22 protein-coding genes are annotated in these 16666 nt (G+C 58.3%); 8 read left to right on the plus strand and 14 right to left on the minus strand.

The features are described 5' to 3' along the window. The 6 genes from groEL to hisB all read right to left on the minus strand — a co-directional run. A partial coding sequence (gene groEL, locus ACILQA_RS04490) for a chaperonin GroEL (protein WP_395628606.1) occupies positions 1-757 on the minus strand: 757 nt, incomplete at its 3' end. Positions 758-855: 98 nt separating this feature from the next. Next, a complete protein-coding gene (gene groES, locus ACILQA_RS04495; protein ID WP_125230447.1) occupies positions 856-1143 on the minus strand; it encodes a co-chaperone GroES in 288 nt (95 codons plus the stop codon). A gap of 344 nt (positions 1144-1487) precedes the next feature. Then, positions 1488-2246: an imidazole glycerol phosphate synthase subunit HisF gene (gene hisF / locus ACILQA_RS04500; protein WP_395628607.1), complete on the minus strand. Its 759-nt coding sequence runs from the start codon at positions 2244-2246 to the stop codon at positions 1488-1490. A 130-nt stretch (positions 2247-2376) separates the two neighbouring features. Continuing rightward, entirely contained in the window at positions 2377-3105 is a 729-nt protein-coding gene (gene hisA, locus ACILQA_RS04505; protein WP_395628608.1) for a 1-(5-phosphoribosyl)-5-[(5-phosphoribosylamino)methylideneamino]imidazole-4-carboxamide isomerase, read from the minus strand. After that, positions 3102-3713 carry an imidazole glycerol phosphate synthase subunit HisH gene (gene hisH / locus ACILQA_RS04510; RefSeq protein ID WP_395628609.1) on the minus strand — a complete coding sequence of 204 codons (612 nt, stop codon included), beginning with the start codon at positions 3711-3713 and terminating at the stop codon, positions 3102-3104. The genes hisA and hisH overlap by 4 nt, the downstream gene beginning before the upstream one ends. Positions 3714-3716: 3 nt before the next feature. Next, on the minus strand, positions 3717-4304 hold the full coding sequence (gene hisB / locus ACILQA_RS04515) for an imidazoleglycerol-phosphate dehydratase HisB (RefSeq protein ID WP_395628610.1): 588 nt from the start codon (positions 4302-4304) through the stop codon (positions 3717-3719). Between the two features lie 93 nt (positions 4305-4397). Here hisB and ACILQA_RS04520 point away from each other — a divergent pair, with 93 nt between their 5' ends. From ACILQA_RS04520 to gmk, 4 genes are all read left to right on the plus strand, one after another. After that, positions 4398-4874 (plus strand): SspB family protein, encoded by a 477-nt coding sequence (locus tag ACILQA_RS04520; protein ID WP_183940181.1) that lies wholly within the window; start codon positions 4398-4400, stop codon positions 4872-4874. Next, positions 4871-6262, plus strand: a complete 1392-nt coding sequence (gene fumC / locus ACILQA_RS04525) for a class II fumarate hydratase (protein WP_395628611.1) — start codon at positions 4871-4873, stop codon at positions 6260-6262. Before ACILQA_RS04520 ends, fumC begins: the two co-directional genes overlap by 4 nt. Before the next feature lie 113 nt (positions 6263-6375). After that, positions 6376-6570 (plus strand): hypothetical protein, encoded by a 195-nt coding sequence (locus ACILQA_RS04530; RefSeq protein WP_306063876.1) that lies wholly within the window; start codon positions 6376-6378, stop codon positions 6568-6570. Between the two features lie 65 nt (positions 6571-6635). Further along, positions 6636-7289 carry a guanylate kinase gene (gene gmk, locus ACILQA_RS04535; RefSeq protein WP_395628612.1) on the plus strand — a complete coding sequence of 218 codons (654 nt, stop codon included), beginning with the start codon at positions 6636-6638 and terminating at the stop codon, positions 7287-7289. Here gmk and ACILQA_RS04540 read toward each other — a convergent pair. From ACILQA_RS04540 to crcB, 7 genes are all read right to left on the minus strand, one after another. After that, positions 7286-7786, minus strand: coding sequence for a DUF3429 domain-containing protein (locus tag ACILQA_RS04540; RefSeq protein WP_395628613.1), 501 nt, complete (start codon positions 7784-7786; stop codon positions 7286-7288). The genes gmk and ACILQA_RS04540 overlap by 4 nt on opposite strands. Before the next feature lie 78 nt (positions 7787-7864). Further along, positions 7865-8566: an ATP12 family chaperone protein gene (locus ACILQA_RS04545; protein ID WP_395628614.1), complete on the minus strand. Its 702-nt coding sequence runs from the start codon at positions 8564-8566 to the stop codon at positions 7865-7867. Then, positions 8563-8802, minus strand: a complete 240-nt coding sequence (locus tag ACILQA_RS04550) for a hypothetical protein (RefSeq protein ID WP_395628615.1) — start codon at positions 8800-8802, stop codon at positions 8563-8565. The genes ACILQA_RS04545 and ACILQA_RS04550 overlap by 4 nt, the downstream gene beginning before the upstream one ends. Continuing rightward, positions 8799-9458, minus strand: coding sequence for an HAD-IA family hydrolase (locus ACILQA_RS04555; protein ID WP_395628616.1), 660 nt, complete (start codon positions 9456-9458; stop codon positions 8799-8801). The genes ACILQA_RS04550 and ACILQA_RS04555 overlap by 4 nt, the downstream gene beginning before the upstream one ends. Then, a complete protein-coding gene (locus tag ACILQA_RS04560; protein ID WP_395628617.1) occupies positions 9455-10057 on the minus strand; it encodes an FMN-binding negative transcriptional regulator in 603 nt (200 codons plus the stop codon). The genes ACILQA_RS04555 and ACILQA_RS04560 overlap by 4 nt, the downstream gene beginning before the upstream one ends. Continuing rightward, the gene (locus tag ACILQA_RS04565; protein WP_395628618.1) at positions 10057-11292 is read right to left on the minus strand and encodes an RluA family pseudouridine synthase; all 1236 of its coding nucleotides are present in this window, start codon (positions 11290-11292) and stop codon (positions 10057-10059) included. The genes ACILQA_RS04560 and ACILQA_RS04565 overlap by 1 nt, the downstream gene beginning before the upstream one ends. After that, positions 11289-11666 carry a fluoride efflux transporter CrcB gene (gene crcB / locus ACILQA_RS04570; RefSeq protein WP_324477567.1) on the minus strand — a complete coding sequence of 126 codons (378 nt, stop codon included), beginning with the start codon at positions 11664-11666 and terminating at the stop codon, positions 11289-11291. The genes ACILQA_RS04565 and crcB overlap by 4 nt, the downstream gene beginning before the upstream one ends. Before the next feature lie 215 nt (positions 11667-11881). Here crcB and ACILQA_RS04575 point away from each other — a divergent pair, with 215 nt between their 5' ends. Next, positions 11882-12067 (plus strand): hypothetical protein, encoded by a 186-nt coding sequence (locus ACILQA_RS04575; RefSeq protein ID WP_306063885.1) that lies wholly within the window; start codon positions 11882-11884, stop codon positions 12065-12067. A gap of 152 nt (positions 12068-12219) precedes the next feature. Continuing rightward, positions 12220-14394, plus strand: coding sequence for a putative bifunctional diguanylate cyclase/phosphodiesterase (locus tag ACILQA_RS04580; protein ID WP_395628619.1), 2175 nt, complete (start codon positions 12220-12222; stop codon positions 14392-14394). A 10-nt stretch (positions 14395-14404) separates the two neighbouring features. On the opposite strand, the gene ACILQA_RS04585 is transcribed toward ACILQA_RS04580, so the two are convergent. Beyond that, the gene (locus ACILQA_RS04585) at positions 14405-15139 is read right to left on the minus strand and encodes a hypothetical protein (RefSeq protein ID WP_395628620.1); all 735 of its coding nucleotides are present in this window, start codon (positions 15137-15139) and stop codon (positions 14405-14407) included. 84 nt (positions 15140-15223) lie between these two features. Between ACILQA_RS04585 and ACILQA_RS04590 the strand changes: the two genes are divergently transcribed. Continuing rightward, positions 15224-15496: a DUF167 domain-containing protein gene (locus ACILQA_RS04590; protein WP_395628621.1), complete on the plus strand. Its 273-nt coding sequence runs from the start codon at positions 15224-15226 to the stop codon at positions 15494-15496. Between the two features lie 392 nt (positions 15497-15888). Then, entirely contained in the window at positions 15889-16212 is a 324-nt protein-coding gene (locus tag ACILQA_RS04595) for a GIY-YIG nuclease family protein (protein ID WP_395628622.1), read from the plus strand. The last annotated feature ends 454 nt before the right edge of the window (positions 16213-16666 follow it).

Raw genomic sequence — 16666 nt, forward strand, 5'->3', positions numbered from 1 at the left:
CTTCAGCGATGATGAGCAATGGACGGCCCGACTGCACCACAGCTTCGAGGATTGGCAACATGGCTTGCAAGTTGCCGAGCTTCTTTTCGTGGATGAGGATATATGGGTTGTCCAACTCGACCGACATTTTCTCGGTGTTGGTGATGAAATATGGCGACAGGTAACCACGGTCAAACTGCATACCTTCGACAACTTCGAGCTCGCTTTCACGGCCCTTAGCTTCTTCGACGGTGATAACGCCTTCCTTGCCGACCTTCTCCATGGCGTCTGCAATCATCTTACCGATTTCAGCTTCACCATTTGCAGAGATCGTACCGACCTGTGCGATTTCCGCAGAACCAGCAACTGGCTTCGAACGCTTTACAAGGTCAGCAACAACCGCGTTAACCGCCGTGTCGATGCCGCGCTTCAGGTCCATTGGGTTCATGCCCGCTGCAACCGACTTCATGCCTTCGCGAACGATCGCTTGCGCCAGAACTGTTGCAGTGGTCGTGCCGTCACCGGCAACGTCGTTGGTCTTCGAAGCAACTTCGCGAACCATCTGTGCACCCATATTTTCGAACTTGTCTTTCAGTTCGATTTCCTTGGCAACGCTAACGCCGTCCTTGGTGATGCGTGGTGCGCCGAAGCTTTTGTCGATAACAACGTTACGGCCCTTTGGACCGAGCGTTACTTTTACAGCGTCAGCAAGAATGTCTACGCCGCGCAGGATGCGTTCACGCGCATCGCGGCCGAATTTCACGTCTTTAGCAGCCATGATATTTTTCCTTTAGTTGTGTGCCCCAGCGAAGGCTGGGGTCCAGATTCTTGTGTTTGGACTGGATCCCGGCCTGCGCCGGGAAGCATGTGCGTTGCTTAGGAAACGATTCCCAAAATGTCCGATTCCTTCATGATCAACAGGTCTTCACCGTCGATCTTGACTTCGGTGCCCGACCATTTGCCGAACAGGATCTTGTCGCCAGCCTTGACGTCGAGTGCGGTTACAGTGCCGTCATCGGCGCGTGTACCGGTACCCACGGAGACGACTTCGCCTTCCTGTGGCTTTTCCTGAGCTGTATCAGGGATGATGATCCCGCCAGCGGTTTTTGCTTCGGCCTCGACCCGACGGACGAGAACGCGATCATGCAATGGACGAAATGCCATGTTGAACTATCCTTTTTCTGTTTCGCCATCCCGCCACGCCTACATCAAGCAGGGGACGGCAATGAATGTGCATTAGCACTCATACAGGACGAGTGCTAACGGAGCCCAGATAGGGTCTTTTTATGACACGTCAAGGACTCGGGAAGCGAATTTTTTGCGAATGATCTGCCCGAAATCTGTACGCTGCGAATGCGTGGGTCTGACTGCACATTGCAAGTCAAACCCCTAACGCACGCAACGCGTCATCATGCTAACGCCCAGTGCTCGTCATCCTGAACTTGTTTCAGGATAACGCACCACCGTCGCTTGTGATCCTGAAACAAGTTCAGGATGACGAATCTTTTTTATTTTCGCGCAGGTAATCCCGCCGCCCGTAACGCCGCATGGGCATCGGCGATGCTGTGCTGGCCAAAATGGAAAATCGATGCCGCGAGCACCGCGCTCGCATGGCCTTCACGCACGCCGTCGACCAGATGGTCAAGGTTACCGACACCGCCGCTGGCGACAACGGGGATGTTGACCGCATCGGCAATCGCGCGGGTGAGTGCGAGGTCATAGCCGTCACGCGTGCCATCACGGTCCATGCTGGTGACGAGCAATTCGCCCGCGCCAAGTTCGGCGAGTTTTACGGCATGTTCCAGCGCGTCAATGCCTGTTGGCTTGCGTCCGCCATGGGTGAAGATTTCCCAATGGTCGCCGCTGCGCCGCGCATCAACCGAAGCCACCACGCACTGGCTGCCGAAACGTGCCGCGATATCCGCGACGACTTCTGGTCGGGCCACCGCCGCGCTGTTGACCGCGACCTTATCCGCGCCAGCCAGCAACAGCGCGCGCGCATCCTCTGCGCTACGCACGCCGCCACCGACGGTCAGCGGCATGAAGCATACTTCCGCGGTCCGCCGGACCACATCAATGATCGTGCCGCGCCCTTCATGGCTTGCGCCGATGTCCAAAAAACAAAGCTCGTCGGCACCCGCCGCATCATATGCCTGCGCCTGCTCCACGGGGTCACCGGCGTCACGCAGGTCGACAAAATTGACACCCTTGACCACACGGCCATTGGAGACGTCCAGACAGGGAATGACACGGACGCGGACGGTCATACTCTCCCCTCCCGCAGGCGGGAGGGGTTGGGGGTGGGCCGAGCCGAAGGCGAGCCAAATCCGGTGAAGGGTAGGTGCCCTCCCCTAGCCCCTCCCGCCTGCGGGAGGGGAACCAAGCAAGCCCCAAATATCACGTCCGCTCCGCCACTTTAATCGCCGTGGCCAGATCCAGCCGTCCGTCATAAATCGCACGGCCGGTAATCACGCCTTCAATGCCATCCTTGGCATGCAGCGCGAGCATGTGGATGTCATCAATGCCCTTCACCCCGCCGCTGGCGATCACGGGAATGTTTACGCGCCGCGCCAGATCAACGGTCGCGTCGATATTGCATCCGGTCAGCATCCCGTCGCGCCCCACATCGGTGAACAGGATGGACGCCACGCCCGCGTCTTCGAACCGGCGCGCCAGATCAATCACCGGCATGTCGGATTTCTCGGCCCAACCTTCGGTCGCGACAAAGCCGTCGCGGGCGTCGACAGCGACCACAATGCCGTCTTCAAATTCGCGCGCCATCTCTTTGACGAACTGTGGGTCTTTGAGCGCCGCGGTGCCAATCACCAGCCGCGCGACGCCCATGTCGAACCAGCGTTCAACCGTCTGCGTATTGCGAATGCCGCCACCCAATTGGATGTATCCGGGGAAATTTTCGATGATGCCTTCAACCGCCTCGGCATTTTCGGGGCGTCCGGCAAAGGCACCATCCAAGTCCACCACATGCAGGAACTCTGCGCCTTGTTCGGCAAACAGCATCGCCTGCGCGGCGGGATCATCGGCATAGACCGTCGCGCGGTTCATATCGCCTTCGGCCAAGCGCACAACTTCGCCACCCTTCAGGTCAATCGCAGGAAAAACGATCACAGCATCCACTCCAAAAAGCGTTTGAGGAAATTAATGCCATAAGCCTGGCTTTTCTCGGGATGAAATTGCACACCCATTATGTTGTCACGACCCACAGCGGCGACCAGTCGACTGCCATGGTCCGTGGTCGCCAGCACGTCCGCATCGTCCGTCGCGTCAAAGTGATAACTATGCAAAAAATACGCCTCACCCGCTTCAATCAGCGGCGCGCCTTGCGTCGGAAGAACATCGTTCCAGCCCATGTGCGGGATTTTCAAATCTACGGCCGGTGCAATCGCGCGGACGGTGCCACTGATCCAGCCGAGCCCGCGCGTCGTGCCATGCTCAACGCCCGCATCGGCCAACAGCTGCATACCGACGCAAATGCCCAGAAACGGAATGCCCTCAACGCGCACGCGCTGCTCCATTGCGGCGACCATGCCGTCAATCGCGGACAGCGCCTCCATACAATGCGCAAAGGCGCCAACGCCGGGCAGAACGATACGGTCGGCTTTGGAAACGACATCGGTATCGGCGGTGACATGCACGTCGCCTGCGCCCGCCGCTTTCAACGCATTGTGCACCGAATGCAGATTGCCCGCGCCATAATCAATCAGCGCAAGTGACACGGCCTAGAGCGTGCCCTTGGTCGACGGGATGGCGTCCGCCTTGCGCGGGTCAATCTCGACCGCTTGGCGCAATGCGCGGGCCAAAGCCTTGTAGCAGCTTTCGACGATGTGGTGGTTGTTCGAACCATAAAGATTTTCGATGTGCAGCGTAATGCCGGCGCTGGTCGCAAAGCTGTGGAACCAATGTTCGATCAGCTCGGTATCCCACTCGCCCAAACGCGGCATGCCAAGTGATACTTTCCACACGAAATAGGGCCGACCCGAAATATCGAGCGCACAGCGCGTCAACGTTTCGTCCATCGGTGCATAAGCCGAGCCATAACGCGTGATGCCGCGTTTATCGCCCAATGCCTGCAACACCGCCTCACCAATCGCGATGCCGGTGTCTTCGGTGGTGTGGTGCTGGTCAATATGCAGGTCGCCAACGGCCTTCACCTTTAGGTCGATCAGCGAATGGCGCGACAGTTGCTCAAGCATATGGTCGAGAAAACCGATGCCCGTTGACACGTCATACACACCAGTGCCGTCGAGGTTCACCTCAACATCAATGGACGTTTCGTTCGTCTTGCGACTTATGGAGCCTGTACGCATGGCCGCCGATATAGCCACATGCACGCATTTGGCAAGTTGGCTTAAGGCAACAAGTATCTTGATTTCACACGCGCGGAAGTCCACCAAGCGCCCATGACCGAAGAGCATGTAGATAGCCTGATTCCTTATGATGACGTCGTGCAAGAGGCATTGCGCGCCGTGGTTGGCCGCGTGCTGGGCGATGTCGCGCGCGATGGCCTGCCCGGCGACCATCATTTCTACATCACGTTCAAGACGCAAGCGCCGGGTGTTGCCATTCCGCAGCATCTGCACGAACGCTTCCCCGATGAAATGACCATTGTGCTGCAGCACAAATATTGGGACCTGAAGGTTGAGGCCGAACATTTCGAAGTTGGCCTGTCGTTCAGCCAGATCCCCTCGCATTTGTTCATCCCTTACTCCGCGATCACCGCCTTTGTTGACCCGGCCGTAGATTTCGCGCTGCAGTTCCATGTCGATGCAGGCGAAAGCGAACCCGAACCACATGAAGAAGCCGGCAATGACGGCCCGACCGTCGTCGTCGAAGACGGCTCCAACGTCGTCAGCGTGGACTTCGGACGGAAAAAGTGACGGCGGAAACCCGCACTGAAACCGACAGTTTTGGACCGATAGAGGTCCCCGCCGACGCTTATTGGGGCGCACAGACTCAGCGGAGTATCGCGTACTTTCCCTTTCCGGCGCATGAGCGGATGCCGATTGGCATAATCCACGGCCTTGCCCATGTAAAACGCGCCGCCGCGTTAACGCACAAAGCATCGGGCGCGCTGCCGGCGGACATTGCCGACGCGATCATCGCCGCCGCAGACGCCATATTGGCGGGCAAGCATGACGATCAATTCCCGCTCGTCATCTGGCAAACGGGCAGCGGCACGCAGTCGAACATGAATGTGAACGAGGTCATCGCCGGCATCGCCAATGAAGCGCTGGCGGGCACACGCGGCGGCAAAACGCCGGTGCACCCCAATGATCATGTCAACATGGGGCAGTCATCGAACGACAGCTTTCCCACCGCAATCCATGTCGCCGTTGCCATCGCGGTGTGGCGCGATCTGATCCCCGCGCTGCAACGCCTAACCGATGCGCTGACCGAAAAGTGCAAAGCGTGGGGCGCGATCATCAAAATCGGCCGCACCCATTTGCAGGACGCAACGCCGCTGACCTTGGGTCAGGAATTTTCCGCCTTTGTCGCGCAACTGATCGCCAACCGTGCGCGGGTGGAAGGAACAATTGTCCATAATGTGCAAAAGCTTGCGCAAGGTGGCACTGCGGTCGGCACGGGTCTGAATGCGCCAGCGGGTTTTGACGTTTCGATTGCCGCCGAAATCTCGACCGCGACGGGTATCGCATTTGAACCCGCCCGCAACAAATTTGAGGCGTTGGCATCCAATGACGGGCTCGTGCAGATGTCGGGCACGCTCAACACGCTTGCCGTGTCCCTCACCAAGATCGCCAACGACATCCGCTTGCTTGGCTCAGGCCCGCGCTCGGGCCTTGGCGAGCTGCATTTGCCTGAAAACGAGCCGGGTAGCTCGATCATGCCGGGCAAGGTCAACCCGACGCAGTGTGAAATGCTGACGATGGTCGCGGCGCAAGTCATGGGCAATCATCAGGCGGTGACGATTGGCGGACTGCAGGGGCATTTGCAGCTGAACGTCTTCAAACCGCTCATCGGTGCCAATGTGTTGCGCGCGGTGGAGTTGCTCAGCATCGGGATGGACAGCTTTGCCAAAAACTGCGTCGCCGGGCTTGAGCCGGATCGCGACCGCATTGCGGAGCTTGTCGAACGTTCATTGATGCTCGTCACCGCGCTCGCGCCCGTGATTGGGTATGACAACGCGGCCAACATCGCCAAGGCCGCCCACAAAAATGGAACCACGTTGCGCGAAGCCGCGTTAGCATCCGGACTGGTTGACGAAGTAACCTTCGATACCCATGTCAGACCTGAAGATATGGTTTGATCGCCGACACACCGTCATGCTGAACTTGTTTCAGCATCTTAATTTTTGTGGGACGGTGATAAAGTAAGATCCTGAAACAAGTTCAGGATGACGAAGTGAGAAGGAGGCCAAGAATGCTAAGATCCATCGCAGGTGCCGTTGTCGGCGAAGTGATTGGCCGCAAACGAGGCCATGGCTTGCTGGGTGCCGGCATTGGCGTAGTGGCGACGCGTTTGGCGACGCGCTCCATTCCGGGCTTATTGCTCGTCGGCGGCGCGATCGTGGCCAAAAGCATATATGATCAGCGCAAGGGCCGCAAAGAGGGCTAACGCGCTTTCATTGCCACTAAAGCTTCCCTCTTGACGCCGGCCTGCCCTTTCGCGCACTAGCGGCTATGGGCAACACCGACAATCATAAGCCGCACGAACTGGAACGCCGGGGCCTTCTATTCGTGCTTTCGTCACCTTCAGGCGCAGGTAAATCGACGCTTTCACGCATGTTGTTGGAAGCGGACGAGAAAATCGCCTTATCGGTTTCCTACACCACACGCGAGCCGCGGCCCGGTGAGATTGAGGGCGTACATTACCATTTCACAGACACGGCAACGTTCAAGAAAATGGCCGCAGACGGCGAATTCCTCGAATGGGCGCATGTTTTTGGCCATCGCTACGGCACGCCAAAGGGCCCGGTTGAAGACAAGCTTGCCGCTGGATGCGACGTCTTGTTCGACATTGACTGGCAAGGCGCGCAGCAGCTGTATCAGGAAGCTGGCCCCGACGTAGTGCGCGTATTCATCTTGCCGCCATCCATCGACGAACTCGAACGCCGCCTACATAGCCGCGCGCAAGATAGCGAAGCGGTCATCACCGACCGCATGAGCCGCGCCAAGGCCGAAATTGGCCACTGGGACGGCTATGATTATGTCCTTATCAATGACGATGTGCAGACCTGCTTTGAAAAGGTCCGGCAGATTCTTGCCGCAGAACGCATGAAGCGTCGTCGGCAAAAGGGACTAATCGGTTTCGTGCGCGACCTCGCGGCGTCTTAAGCGGTCGGGGCCACCCCTGCGAGCAACAGCGTAATCCCGCCCAAACCGATCGACAGGTGCCAGCGCAGCTTCATCCAACCGTCCGGCAAATGGCAGCGCGCGGAAAGCCAGCGATCCGCCAACGGTGAACCCAGTACGAAAAACCCAAGCCACGCCAGCGATGGTCCGGGCCATTCCCAGCCCCATATCCACGGCAGATAAGTGGCGAACGCCAGCAAGCTGGGTGCCACAGCCAGCGCGAATATCGCGGTCGCCGACGCATCATCACGGCGCGTGGTGACGCCCAATCCCCACCACATGCCGCCCAAAAAGCTGAAGATAAACGCGGCATAGCCATAAGCGGCAGCAAGCCCAATCCAGCGATAGTCCGATCCCGAAAACACCAGCACAGCGGCAAAAATCTGCGGCAGCAAACCGGCATAGCCCGCGACAAACGCCGCCTTGGGCAGCGGCCTTAACGTGAATATCGGGGTGTTTTGGGGTGAAGCGTTGGTCATCGGGATTTCCTTACATGCTGCATGCACATAAGTCCGGTGCAGCTTTGCCCCAAGATGGGCTTTTACCTATGGTTAAGCTTACACACCCGGCGCCAGCAGGTCGAGAAACCGGACGGCGGCCATGAATTCAGCGGCGCGGTCATTGCGGTTTTTCTGCGCCCAATGGTCCTCGCCCCACAATTCTTCCTGCCACAGTTCATCGAGGCAGCTTGCGTTCCAGATATCCTCCGCCGCGCCCGCGCGTTCGACAATGGCCAGCGTGGCGATCAGCGAGCCCGACAGATGCGCCAGCTTTGCCATCGCGGCCAGTTCGAACGTGCCGCGCGCCGCCACTGCAGCGCGCAAGGTTTCGAGCGTCGCCTCAGGCTGTGGCTGGTGCATGATGCCCTCGACAATCACAAAGCTGACATCATAACGGGTGCGTGCCCAATCGAGCCAAGGGTCCCAGATTTCGGCTTGCCGATCCGCCAATGCTTCACCCGCAGCGCCGCGATAACAAAACAGGTCGGTTTCGCCATAGGCCGCAATCGCGGCGGCAAAGCCATCCCTATCGGGACCAATGCGATCAATCGCCGCGTTGGCAAAGCCCGTCATCGGCATCAACAGCGGATCGACGGTCTTTTCCACCGCGTCCCATTCGGCAACCACCGCATCCGCCAGCTTTTGGGTGGGCAGCGCCAGCACATTGTGCGTGGGTGTTTTAATCGGCCGGCCATCCAGCCGCACCGCATGCCCAAAACTGCTGGGCTCTAGGGTAACCTCTTTCCAAAATCGTCTCATGGCTGCGGCTTGCTCTTCCACTTTTTGGCCAGAAACACGGGCATTAGGAGGAAACTAAACATGCCGATCAGAAACAGCACATAACCCGCGGCGATGGGCAGGCCAAAGGCCTGACGCGCGATGACCGCCAGCCCGATCACCAACATGATCGCGCCGCCAATGCGGCACAGGTTGATGACCAGAAACCGATATTGCGCCTGCGTATCGCCCTGCGCATTGTCCTCATTCGGCGTCATGCAAAATTCTCCAGATAGACTTTCAACTCATCCATGCTCTCGGCGATGTAATCCGCGCCTGCCTCGCGCAAATCATCCACGCTGTGATAGCCCCAATTGACCCCGACAGTGCGTGTCCCCGCCGCGCGGCCCATGTGAATGTCATACACCGTATCGCCAATGACAACCGCATTGGCGGCGTCGGCCCCTGCTTCGGCCAAGGCTTGATACACCATCGACGGATGTGGCTTTGACGGGTGGCGGTCCGCGGTCTGCAATGTGACGAACAATGGCCGGAGTGCATGATGGTCGAGGCAACGCGTCAGACCCCGGTCGGACTTTCCGGTAGCGACGCCCAGCATCCAGCCGCTTTCATCCAAAGAGGATAAAAGCGCGGCGATGCCGTCATATAATGGTTCATCGACCAGCCCGTTGCTGCGCAATGTCCAGAACGCCGCGCGGTATTTGTCGGCCAAATCATGGTGCAGATCGTCGGCTGCGTCGGGCAACAACATCCGCATCGATTCCACCAGCGACAATCCGACCACCCGCCGCGTTTCATGCCGCATCGGTGGCGTCAGCCCAGCCTCTTCAAAGGCATGCTCCATCGCCATGCAAATATTTGCCTGACTGTCGACCAGCGTGCCGTCGCAATCAAAAATGGCGAGTTTTATCATGGGGTGAGGTTACGCATAGCATTGGCGATGGCAACGTTTCCGGCGTCCTCTGCGCCATCTGCTGCCGATATCCGCACAGCGTCGGCTTTGTTTTGACCAAGCTTTAACGTGCTGCGCCACGTGGTGATGTGCATTTCAAAACCGTAAATCCCGCGCAGCATTTTTTCAAACATGCCGTCGGCCATTTTGGCGCGTGTCCAAACGGGTTTGGGCGCCAGCTTCAATTCTTGATGATGGGACAGCGCGTCCGATTGGGCAATTAACGCCGCTTCGTCCATTTTCCGGACAGAGCCCAATAGCTCAATCGCCACATAATTCCATGTCGGCACCTGATCGGGAACGCCATAATAATCGGGGCTGATATAACCGTCCGGTCCGTTTATGACGAACAATGCCTCTGCGCCGTCCAGATAGCGGGCTATCGCATTGTTGCGCGCCATATGGAAACCGATGCGATCATCGTCCAAAAATACAAATGGCAGATGCGCGACATGCGGCCCGTCGGGTGTATTCAGGAATAACATGCCAAAGCTGATATCCTTGGCCAAAGCGCGCATGGCGTCGCGATCTTCCCAACGAAATGCGGCATTGGGATGCATCAGGGCTTACCCTTTGATGTGACCTTTTTCCCGGCCGGTCTCTTGCTGACGGATTTTTTGATCACTGGCTTTTTGGCGGCGATTTTTTTGCCGGCGGCCATTTGGCTGCGTTTGCTGGCTTTGGGCTTATCCGACACGGAACCACGCGCGCGGCGTTCGCCCTTGCGCTCCTTGCGCGCGGATTTGGCGATATTGGCAGCAACGCGCTTTTTGCCTTCCGCCGTTTCGCTGAACTTCGGTGCATCAAGCACCAGTGCATCGCCCATTTCGATGTCGAAGCCCAAATCTTCAAAGCTCGACTGCATATGCGGGGGCAAGTCGGCGCGCACGTCAATCTGATGTCCGGATGGATGGTCAATGCGGATGCGGCGCGCGTGCAAATGCATTTTGCGGCTGATCGTGCCCGTCAGAAACGCGTCCTTGCCGCCATATTTACCGTCGCCAACGATCGGGTGCCCAATCGCGGCCATATGCACGCGCAACTGGTGGGTGCGGCCGGTATAGGGCTGCAATTCGACCCATGCGGTCGCGTTTCCGGCGCGTTCAACGATGCGATAGCGGGTGCGGGCCGACTGCCCGTCCTTTTCATCGACATGCATTTTCTCGCCGCCGCTGCCGGGCTGCTTGCCAATCGGCAGGTCGATGAAACCATCGGCGATGTCAGGCACGCCAACGACCAAAGCCCAATACACCTTGCGCGCGGTGCGTGAGGAAAATGCCTTGGCAAAATGCCCTGCCGACCGCGACGTGCGCGCCAGCAAAAGCGCGCCCGACGTGTCCTTGTCCAAACGGTGCACCAGCTTTGGCCGGTTATCGAGTTCAAATCCTAATGCGTCGAGCAGACCATCAACATGGTTCTCGGTCTTGGTGCCGCCCTGCGTGGCGAGGCCAGCGGGTTTGTTGATCACGAGCGCCGCGTCATCCTTGTGGATCACCATGCTCAGCGCGAATTCCATTTCGTCTTCGGTCAGATCGCGGCGCTTGCGCACCGGACGCGCGCTGGAGGATGCCGACGCATCAGCAGGCGGCACGCGCAGCGTTTGCCCCGCCAACAGCCGATCACCCGGCGTCGCGCGCTTGCCATCAACACGCAACTGCCCCGTGCGCGCCCAACGCGACACGATGTTGAACGATGCATCGGGCAAATGCCGTTTGAACCAACGGTCCAGGCGAATGCCATCATCATCAGGGGCGACGACGAATTGCCGAATGCCTTTTTCGTCTTGCGTACTCATGTCCAAATTGTCCTTGCCAGCATCATTCCGGCGAAGACCGCACCCAATGCCAATATTACCGAAACCGCGGCATATGCCGCCGCCATCATACCCTGCCCGCGTTGCACCATCTGCGCCATTTCAAGGCTGAACGCGCTGAACGTCGTAAAGCCGCCCAACACACCCACACCCAAAAACAGACGCAAGGGCTCTGCGGCTCCATCGCCGCGCACCAACCATGCCGCCAGCAACCCCATGGCGAGCCCGCCAAGCAGGTTCGCGGCAAAGGTCGGCCACGGCCAACCCCCGACGTTCACAGGCAGCGCGCGCGACAAGCCATAGCGCAGTGCTGCACCTATCGCTCCACCGGACATGACAAGGATTACGGGATTCATCGCCCCGGCTGTAGCGGCGCTTGCACGGAAAAGCCAGCCAAACCAATGGGCGCGGCTGAACCAGCTTGCATGCGAAAGGCGTTCCCAACGTCTTTGCGCAGATGGGCCGGAATAGCATGCCCCGCGACGCGCATCTGTGCGGCGGACGGAAGTGTTAGAGCGCAGGGTGCACCTATGTTAAGGGCACCGGCGATATTCTCTCCAAAGGACAGCCCATGATCCCCTTCGTTATGATGACCGACAATCGCGGCCAGCGCATATCGGTGAACCCCGAAATCGTCCAATTCGTCCGCACCGCCGACAATGCCGATAATGAATGCCTGATCGTCTTTGGCAAGGATCAGCTGCTGCGCGTGCGCGGAACGTTGGACGAGGTTACCGATCTTTTGCGGCAAGGATAAACGCACGGGGGCGATGCAAAGCCATGTCGCGCTTTAAAAATATACGCGTTCCGTAGCGTTGCAGTCATTAGCAACATATTAACCAAAGCCGTTTAAATTCAGTCACATGGGATGAGGCGTATCCGCCTGCACATTGGCGATGATTGGTAACGATGGCTGTTTCGCGTTTTTTAAGACGTTTTTCGGGTCGCGATTCTGCGGCCGTCATTACGCCTGCCGATACCAACCGGCGCCTCGAGATTCTCGACGACTTCGAACATGCCGGTATTGGCTGGCTATGGGCCACCGATGCCCAAGGCCGGTTGATCTATATCTCCGAAAACGCAGCTGAAAAGCTGAACCGGCCCGTGGAGGAATTGCTCGCGCACCCCATCACGGATTTGTTTGAAACCGACGCCTCGACGCTCGGGGAGCGTTCGGAAAGGCCGCTGAATTTTCAGCTGACCGCGCGCAACAGGATCGTCGACCAGACGGTGCGCTTTACCCTGAGCCAACCACAGGGCCGCGGCCGGCAAACATGGTGGTCGCTATCGGGCCATCCGAAGTTCGACAAAGCCGGCGCGTTCCAAGGCTATCGCGGCAGCGCAAAGGACATCACCACCGAACATGAACGCAAGCTTGTGGACTCGCGCCTCGCCGAATTTGACTCGCTCACGGGCCTTGCGAACCGCCACCGCATGGACAAAAAGCTGGAGAGCACGCTCGCCGCGTATAAGTCCACCAAGCGCAGCTGCGCGCTGATGATGCTTGACCTCGACCGGTTCAAAGTCGTCAACGATACGCTTGGCCATACCGCGGGTGATACGTTGCTGTGCCAGGTGGCCCGCCGCCTTGAACGCGCGGTCGGCAGCGTGGGCGAGATCGGCCGACTGGGTGGCGATGAATTCCAGATCATCCTTCCCGACTGTGACGACCGCGGTAAGCTGGGCGAACTGTCGAACAAGCTCATCCAGATCCTTTCGCAGCCCTACATCATCGACGACAAGCGCGCGAACATCGGCATCTCGATCGGCATCGCCATTTCGCCCTTTGACGGCGTTGATAAGTTGGACCTGATCGAAAATGCCGACCTTGCGCTATACGCGGCAAAGAACGGCGGACGCGGACAATTTCGCTTTTACGCCGCCCATTTGAAAGACGAAGCCGCCGAACGCAGCTTGCTTGAAGAGGGCCTGCGCGATGCCCTCGCCAACGATGCGCTGGCGCTGCATTACCAACCTGTCGTCCGCACCGACGACAATGTCGTGGTCGCATTCGAAGCACTGATGCGCTGGGACCACCCCGAACGCGGGCCGATAAGCCCCAGCGTCTTCGTGCCGATTGCCGAGGAATCCGACCTTATCAACCATATCGGCGCATGGGCGCTGAACCGCGCGTGCATGGACGCGATGGCGTGGCCCAAATCGGTGCGCGTCGCCGTCAATGTGTCCGCCGCCCAATTCGCGCACTCGGAACTTATCGACACCGTCGCACATGCCCTGCGGACGTCGGGGCTTGACCCCGACCGTCTGGAACTTGAACTCACCGAAAGCGTGTTCATGGGCGATTTTGAGACCATTGACGACATCTTCCGCGCGCTCAAAGACCTTGGCGTTCGCCTTGCGCTCGATGACTTTGGCACCGGCTATTCATCGTTAAGCTATTTGCGCTCCGCCCCGTTTGACAAGATCAAGGTCGACCGCACCTTTGTCGAAGGCTGCACGCAAAAGGACCAGAACAGCGCCAAAATCATCGCCGCGATCATCAGCCTGTCCGATGCATTGGGCATGGAAACCACGGTCGAAGGCGTAGAGGCATTTGACCAGCTTGAAGTGGTGCGCGGCATGAACGCGCGCCTTATCCAAGGGTGGATTTACGCAAAGGCGATGGATCAGGAAACGCTGCTGGCCCGCATGGCGAACGGCGAATTGCGCATCATCCCCGACGGCCCGCTGCGCCACCGTTCCGAACGCCGCTCGGTGTTCCGCCGCATTGGCATAATCCATGACGACCACCGTTATGAAGCATTGATGCGCAACCTGTCGAAAACCGGCGCGCTGATCGATGGATTGTTGAACGTCCCCAAAGGCACCATCCTCGTGCTCGATTTATGCGAAGGGCAGTTGGTCGTGTGCACGGTAACCCACGCGCAGGACGCGATGATTGCGGTCGAATTTGAAACCCCGTTGGTCAGCGATGGCGCAGGCGGCCTGTGCACGCGCCACCGCATTTCGTCCTATCTCTTGGCCAGCGTTACCCAAACCAATGACGACACCCCCAAAAGCAAACCGCAATTCATGCAAGTTGCCGCGATCAGCAACCCCGCAACGATGAATTTCCGCGACTAGTGTCCTGACCCTAATCATCAAACAGCTCGTCAGGGCCCACCAATCCCGTCGCCACCAGCACCGCCATGGACTGGTTCGGCCACCCGTCGGGCAGCGGCTGATGACAGGTGGGGCATGCCACGCCCTGCCGCCCATATTCTTTCAACCGGTTGCGGATTTCGGTCAGCTTGGCGATGAACTTATCCTTCGATTTTTCGGGGTCCTCAATCTCGATCTTGCGCCCATAATCGTCAAAGCGCTTGTGCCGTTGCCATTCGTCAAAGCTCAACAGATCATCGGGCAATTTGCCCCCCGGCAGCGCGCCCGTTCCCGCCATATCGCCGCGTTTGAGCAACAGGCCAAGGATCGCGTCCGACGGCGTAATCCGCCGTTCATATTCCTGCCCGCCGCGGATGATCACGGTCTCCCGTCCCTCCACCGCGCGCTTATACGCAATCGCCAACAACCCCTGCCCCGCCCGGTCCAGCGCATCCTCCCACGCTTGCGCAAATAACGGAAAGCGCCGCCTCATCCGGTACGCCGCCGCATTGGAAACCCCCGCCACCCGCGCCGCATCGCGCACACAACCGGTATGGCCCAAGGCATCAAAAAAGCGCTGCGTCCGCTCCTCCGTCCACCCGTCATGCCGCACGCGCAATCCGGGCATCAAGCGGTTGCGGTTCACCCGTGGCCCGGACGGAATGCCCTGCGGCGAATCGGGCAAGATTGTTAAAACGAGGTCAGAAGGGACGGATTTGCGTGCCATATAAACTCCATTGGTTCATTATATAAAATATAATAACCTATATGGAATGTTGTAGGAAAGCGGTTCCTGCGCTATCGCAACAACATGGCTGCACCCACGCTGACTCCGCACGCGATCACCGCGCTGATATCCGACCGAAACGAGCTATCATTGCGCGTGGTGCCGGGGGCAAAGGTCGAAAAGGCCGCGATTGAAAATGGCGCGCTCAAAATCTGGCTGCGCACCGCACCCGAAGATGGCAAGGCCAACAAGGCCGTGCTGGCCATCTTGGCCAAGCTGTTGGGGGCATCAGTCAGCCAATTGGAAATCACCCACGGCCAAACCGCGCGGGACAAAAGGGTGCGGGTTTTAGTGTAAGGGACGGGCCGCCGCCGCCGTGAACCATCACACTCCGTCACCGTCGTGAATCATCAAACTCCGTCACCCTGAATGAGTCATCCCACTCCGTCACCCTGAACTTGTTTCAGGGTCTTACTTTTTCTCGAGCGGTGCAGAATTAAGACCCTGAAACAAGTTCAGGGTGACGACGGAGGGGCAAGAGGGGGGTGACGAAGCGGGCAAAGAGAAGCTGACGAGGTGGGGGAAGACAGGGTGACGATGGAGTGTGAAGACACGGTGACGAGGATGGGCAAAAGGCACGGCCGTTCAACATCTCCCTCCGTCATGCTGAACTTGTTTCAGCATCTTAATTTTTCTTAAACGCCCAATGTTGAAAACCCTCACACCACCGCGCAAAATTTGGAACCGGCATGACCAAACGCCTCGATTTTCAGCCCTGTGTCTACATCATGGGCAGCTTCAACGATCAGGCGCTCTACATCGGCGTGACATCGGACTTGATGAAACGCATCAGCCAGCATCGCGAAGGATATTTCGACGGGCATAGCAAGAAATACAATATCCAGCGGCTCGTGTTGTTTGAAATATTCGCGACAATGGAGGCCGCCATCGCGCGGGAAAAGCAGTTGAAAAACTGGCACCGCCAATGGAAGATCAACCATGTCACCGCCAGCAACCCGACATGGCGCGATCTGACAGAAGATTTGGGTTTTCCTCCGTTGCCGGTTTATTGATGCGGGCATAGCCAAAACGAGTGCGGGGTGCCCATTACGGTCACTACGTCACGTTCGCCCAACCCGTCACCCACACACTCCGCCGCCTCCCATTCCGTCACCCTGAACTTGTTTCAGGGTCTTACTTTTTCTTGCACCGTCCAGAATTAAGACCCTGAAACAAGTTCAGGGTGACGAGGAGATGTGCAACACCGCCCCTTCGTGCCTTCGTGCGCCAAAATACCCCCGTCGCCACCTTGCACCCCCACCCCATCCGCGCTAAGGCGCGGCCAGCAAACGAATCTCCCGCTTTTACGCTGGTTTGACGCGCGTTTCATGGGTTGCAGTAAGCGCCTACCGTGTCGTCTTCCCCATCCGGCCAAAAGCCTCAATTTTGAAGGGGTAGTACCAACATGACCGCAATCGGATTAGACAGCCTGCAAACCCGTTCCACCTTGACCGCTGGCGGCAAGAC

Origin of the sequence: Sphingorhabdus sp. (assembly GCF_044239005.1) — a bacterium.
In the GTDB taxonomy this organism is placed as follows: domain Bacteria; phylum Pseudomonadota; class Alphaproteobacteria; order Sphingomonadales; family Sphingomonadaceae; genus Sphingorhabdus_B.

Coding starts and splice junctions, on each gene's coding strand:
- groES (WP_125230447.1), bottom strand. CDS start 1,143: ATGGCATTTCGTCCATTGCATGATCGCGTTCTCGTCCGTCGGGTCGAG.
- hisF (WP_395628607.1), bottom strand. CDS start 2,246: ATGACCGTCCGCGTCCGTGTCATTCCCTGTCTGGACGTCTCCAATGGC.
- hisB (WP_395628610.1), bottom strand. CDS start 4,304: ATGCGTACAGGCTCCATAAGTCGCAAGACGAACGAAACGTCCATTGAT.
- ACILQA_RS04520 (WP_183940181.1), top strand. CDS start 4,398: ATGACCGAAGAGCATGTAGATAGCCTGATTCCTTATGATGACGTCGTG.
- ACILQA_RS04530 (WP_306063876.1), top strand. CDS start 6,376: ATGCTAAGATCCATCGCAGGTGCCGTTGTCGGCGAAGTGATTGGCCGC.
- gmk (WP_395628612.1), top strand. CDS start 6,636: ATGGGCAACACCGACAATCATAAGCCGCACGAACTGGAACGCCGGGGC.
- ACILQA_RS04540 (WP_395628613.1), bottom strand. CDS start 7,786: ATGACCAACGCTTCACCCCAAAACACCCCGATATTCACGTTAAGGCCG.
- ACILQA_RS04545 (WP_395628614.1), bottom strand. CDS start 8,566: ATGAGACGATTTTGGAAAGAGGTTACCCTAGAGCCCAGCAGTTTTGGG.
- ACILQA_RS04550 (WP_395628615.1), bottom strand. CDS start 8,802: ATGACGCCGAATGAGGACAATGCGCAGGGCGATACGCAGGCGCAATAT.
- ACILQA_RS04555 (WP_395628616.1), bottom strand. CDS start 9,458: ATGATAAAACTCGCCATTTTTGATTGCGACGGCACGCTGGTCGACAGT.
- ACILQA_RS04560 (WP_395628617.1), bottom strand. CDS start 10,057: ATGCATCCCAATGCCGCATTTCGTTGGGAAGATCGCGACGCCATGCGC.
- ACILQA_RS04565 (WP_395628618.1), bottom strand. CDS start 11,292: ATGAGTACGCAAGACGAAAAAGGCATTCGGCAATTCGTCGTCGCCCCT.
- crcB (WP_324477567.1), bottom strand. CDS start 11,666: ATGAATCCCGTAATCCTTGTCATGTCCGGTGGAGCGATAGGTGCAGCA.
- ACILQA_RS04575 (WP_306063885.1), top strand. CDS start 11,882: ATGATCCCCTTCGTTATGATGACCGACAATCGCGGCCAGCGCATATCG.
- ACILQA_RS04580 (WP_395628619.1), top strand. CDS start 12,220: ATGGCTGTTTCGCGTTTTTTAAGACGTTTTTCGGGTCGCGATTCTGCG.
- ACILQA_RS04585 (WP_395628620.1), bottom strand. CDS start 15,139: ATGGCACGCAAATCCGTCCCTTCTGACCTCGTTTTAACAATCTTGCCC.
- ACILQA_RS04590 (WP_395628621.1), top strand. CDS start 15,224: ATGGCTGCACCCACGCTGACTCCGCACGCGATCACCGCGCTGATATCC.
- ACILQA_RS04595 (WP_395628622.1), top strand. CDS start 15,889: ATGACCAAACGCCTCGATTTTCAGCCCTGTGTCTACATCATGGGCAGC.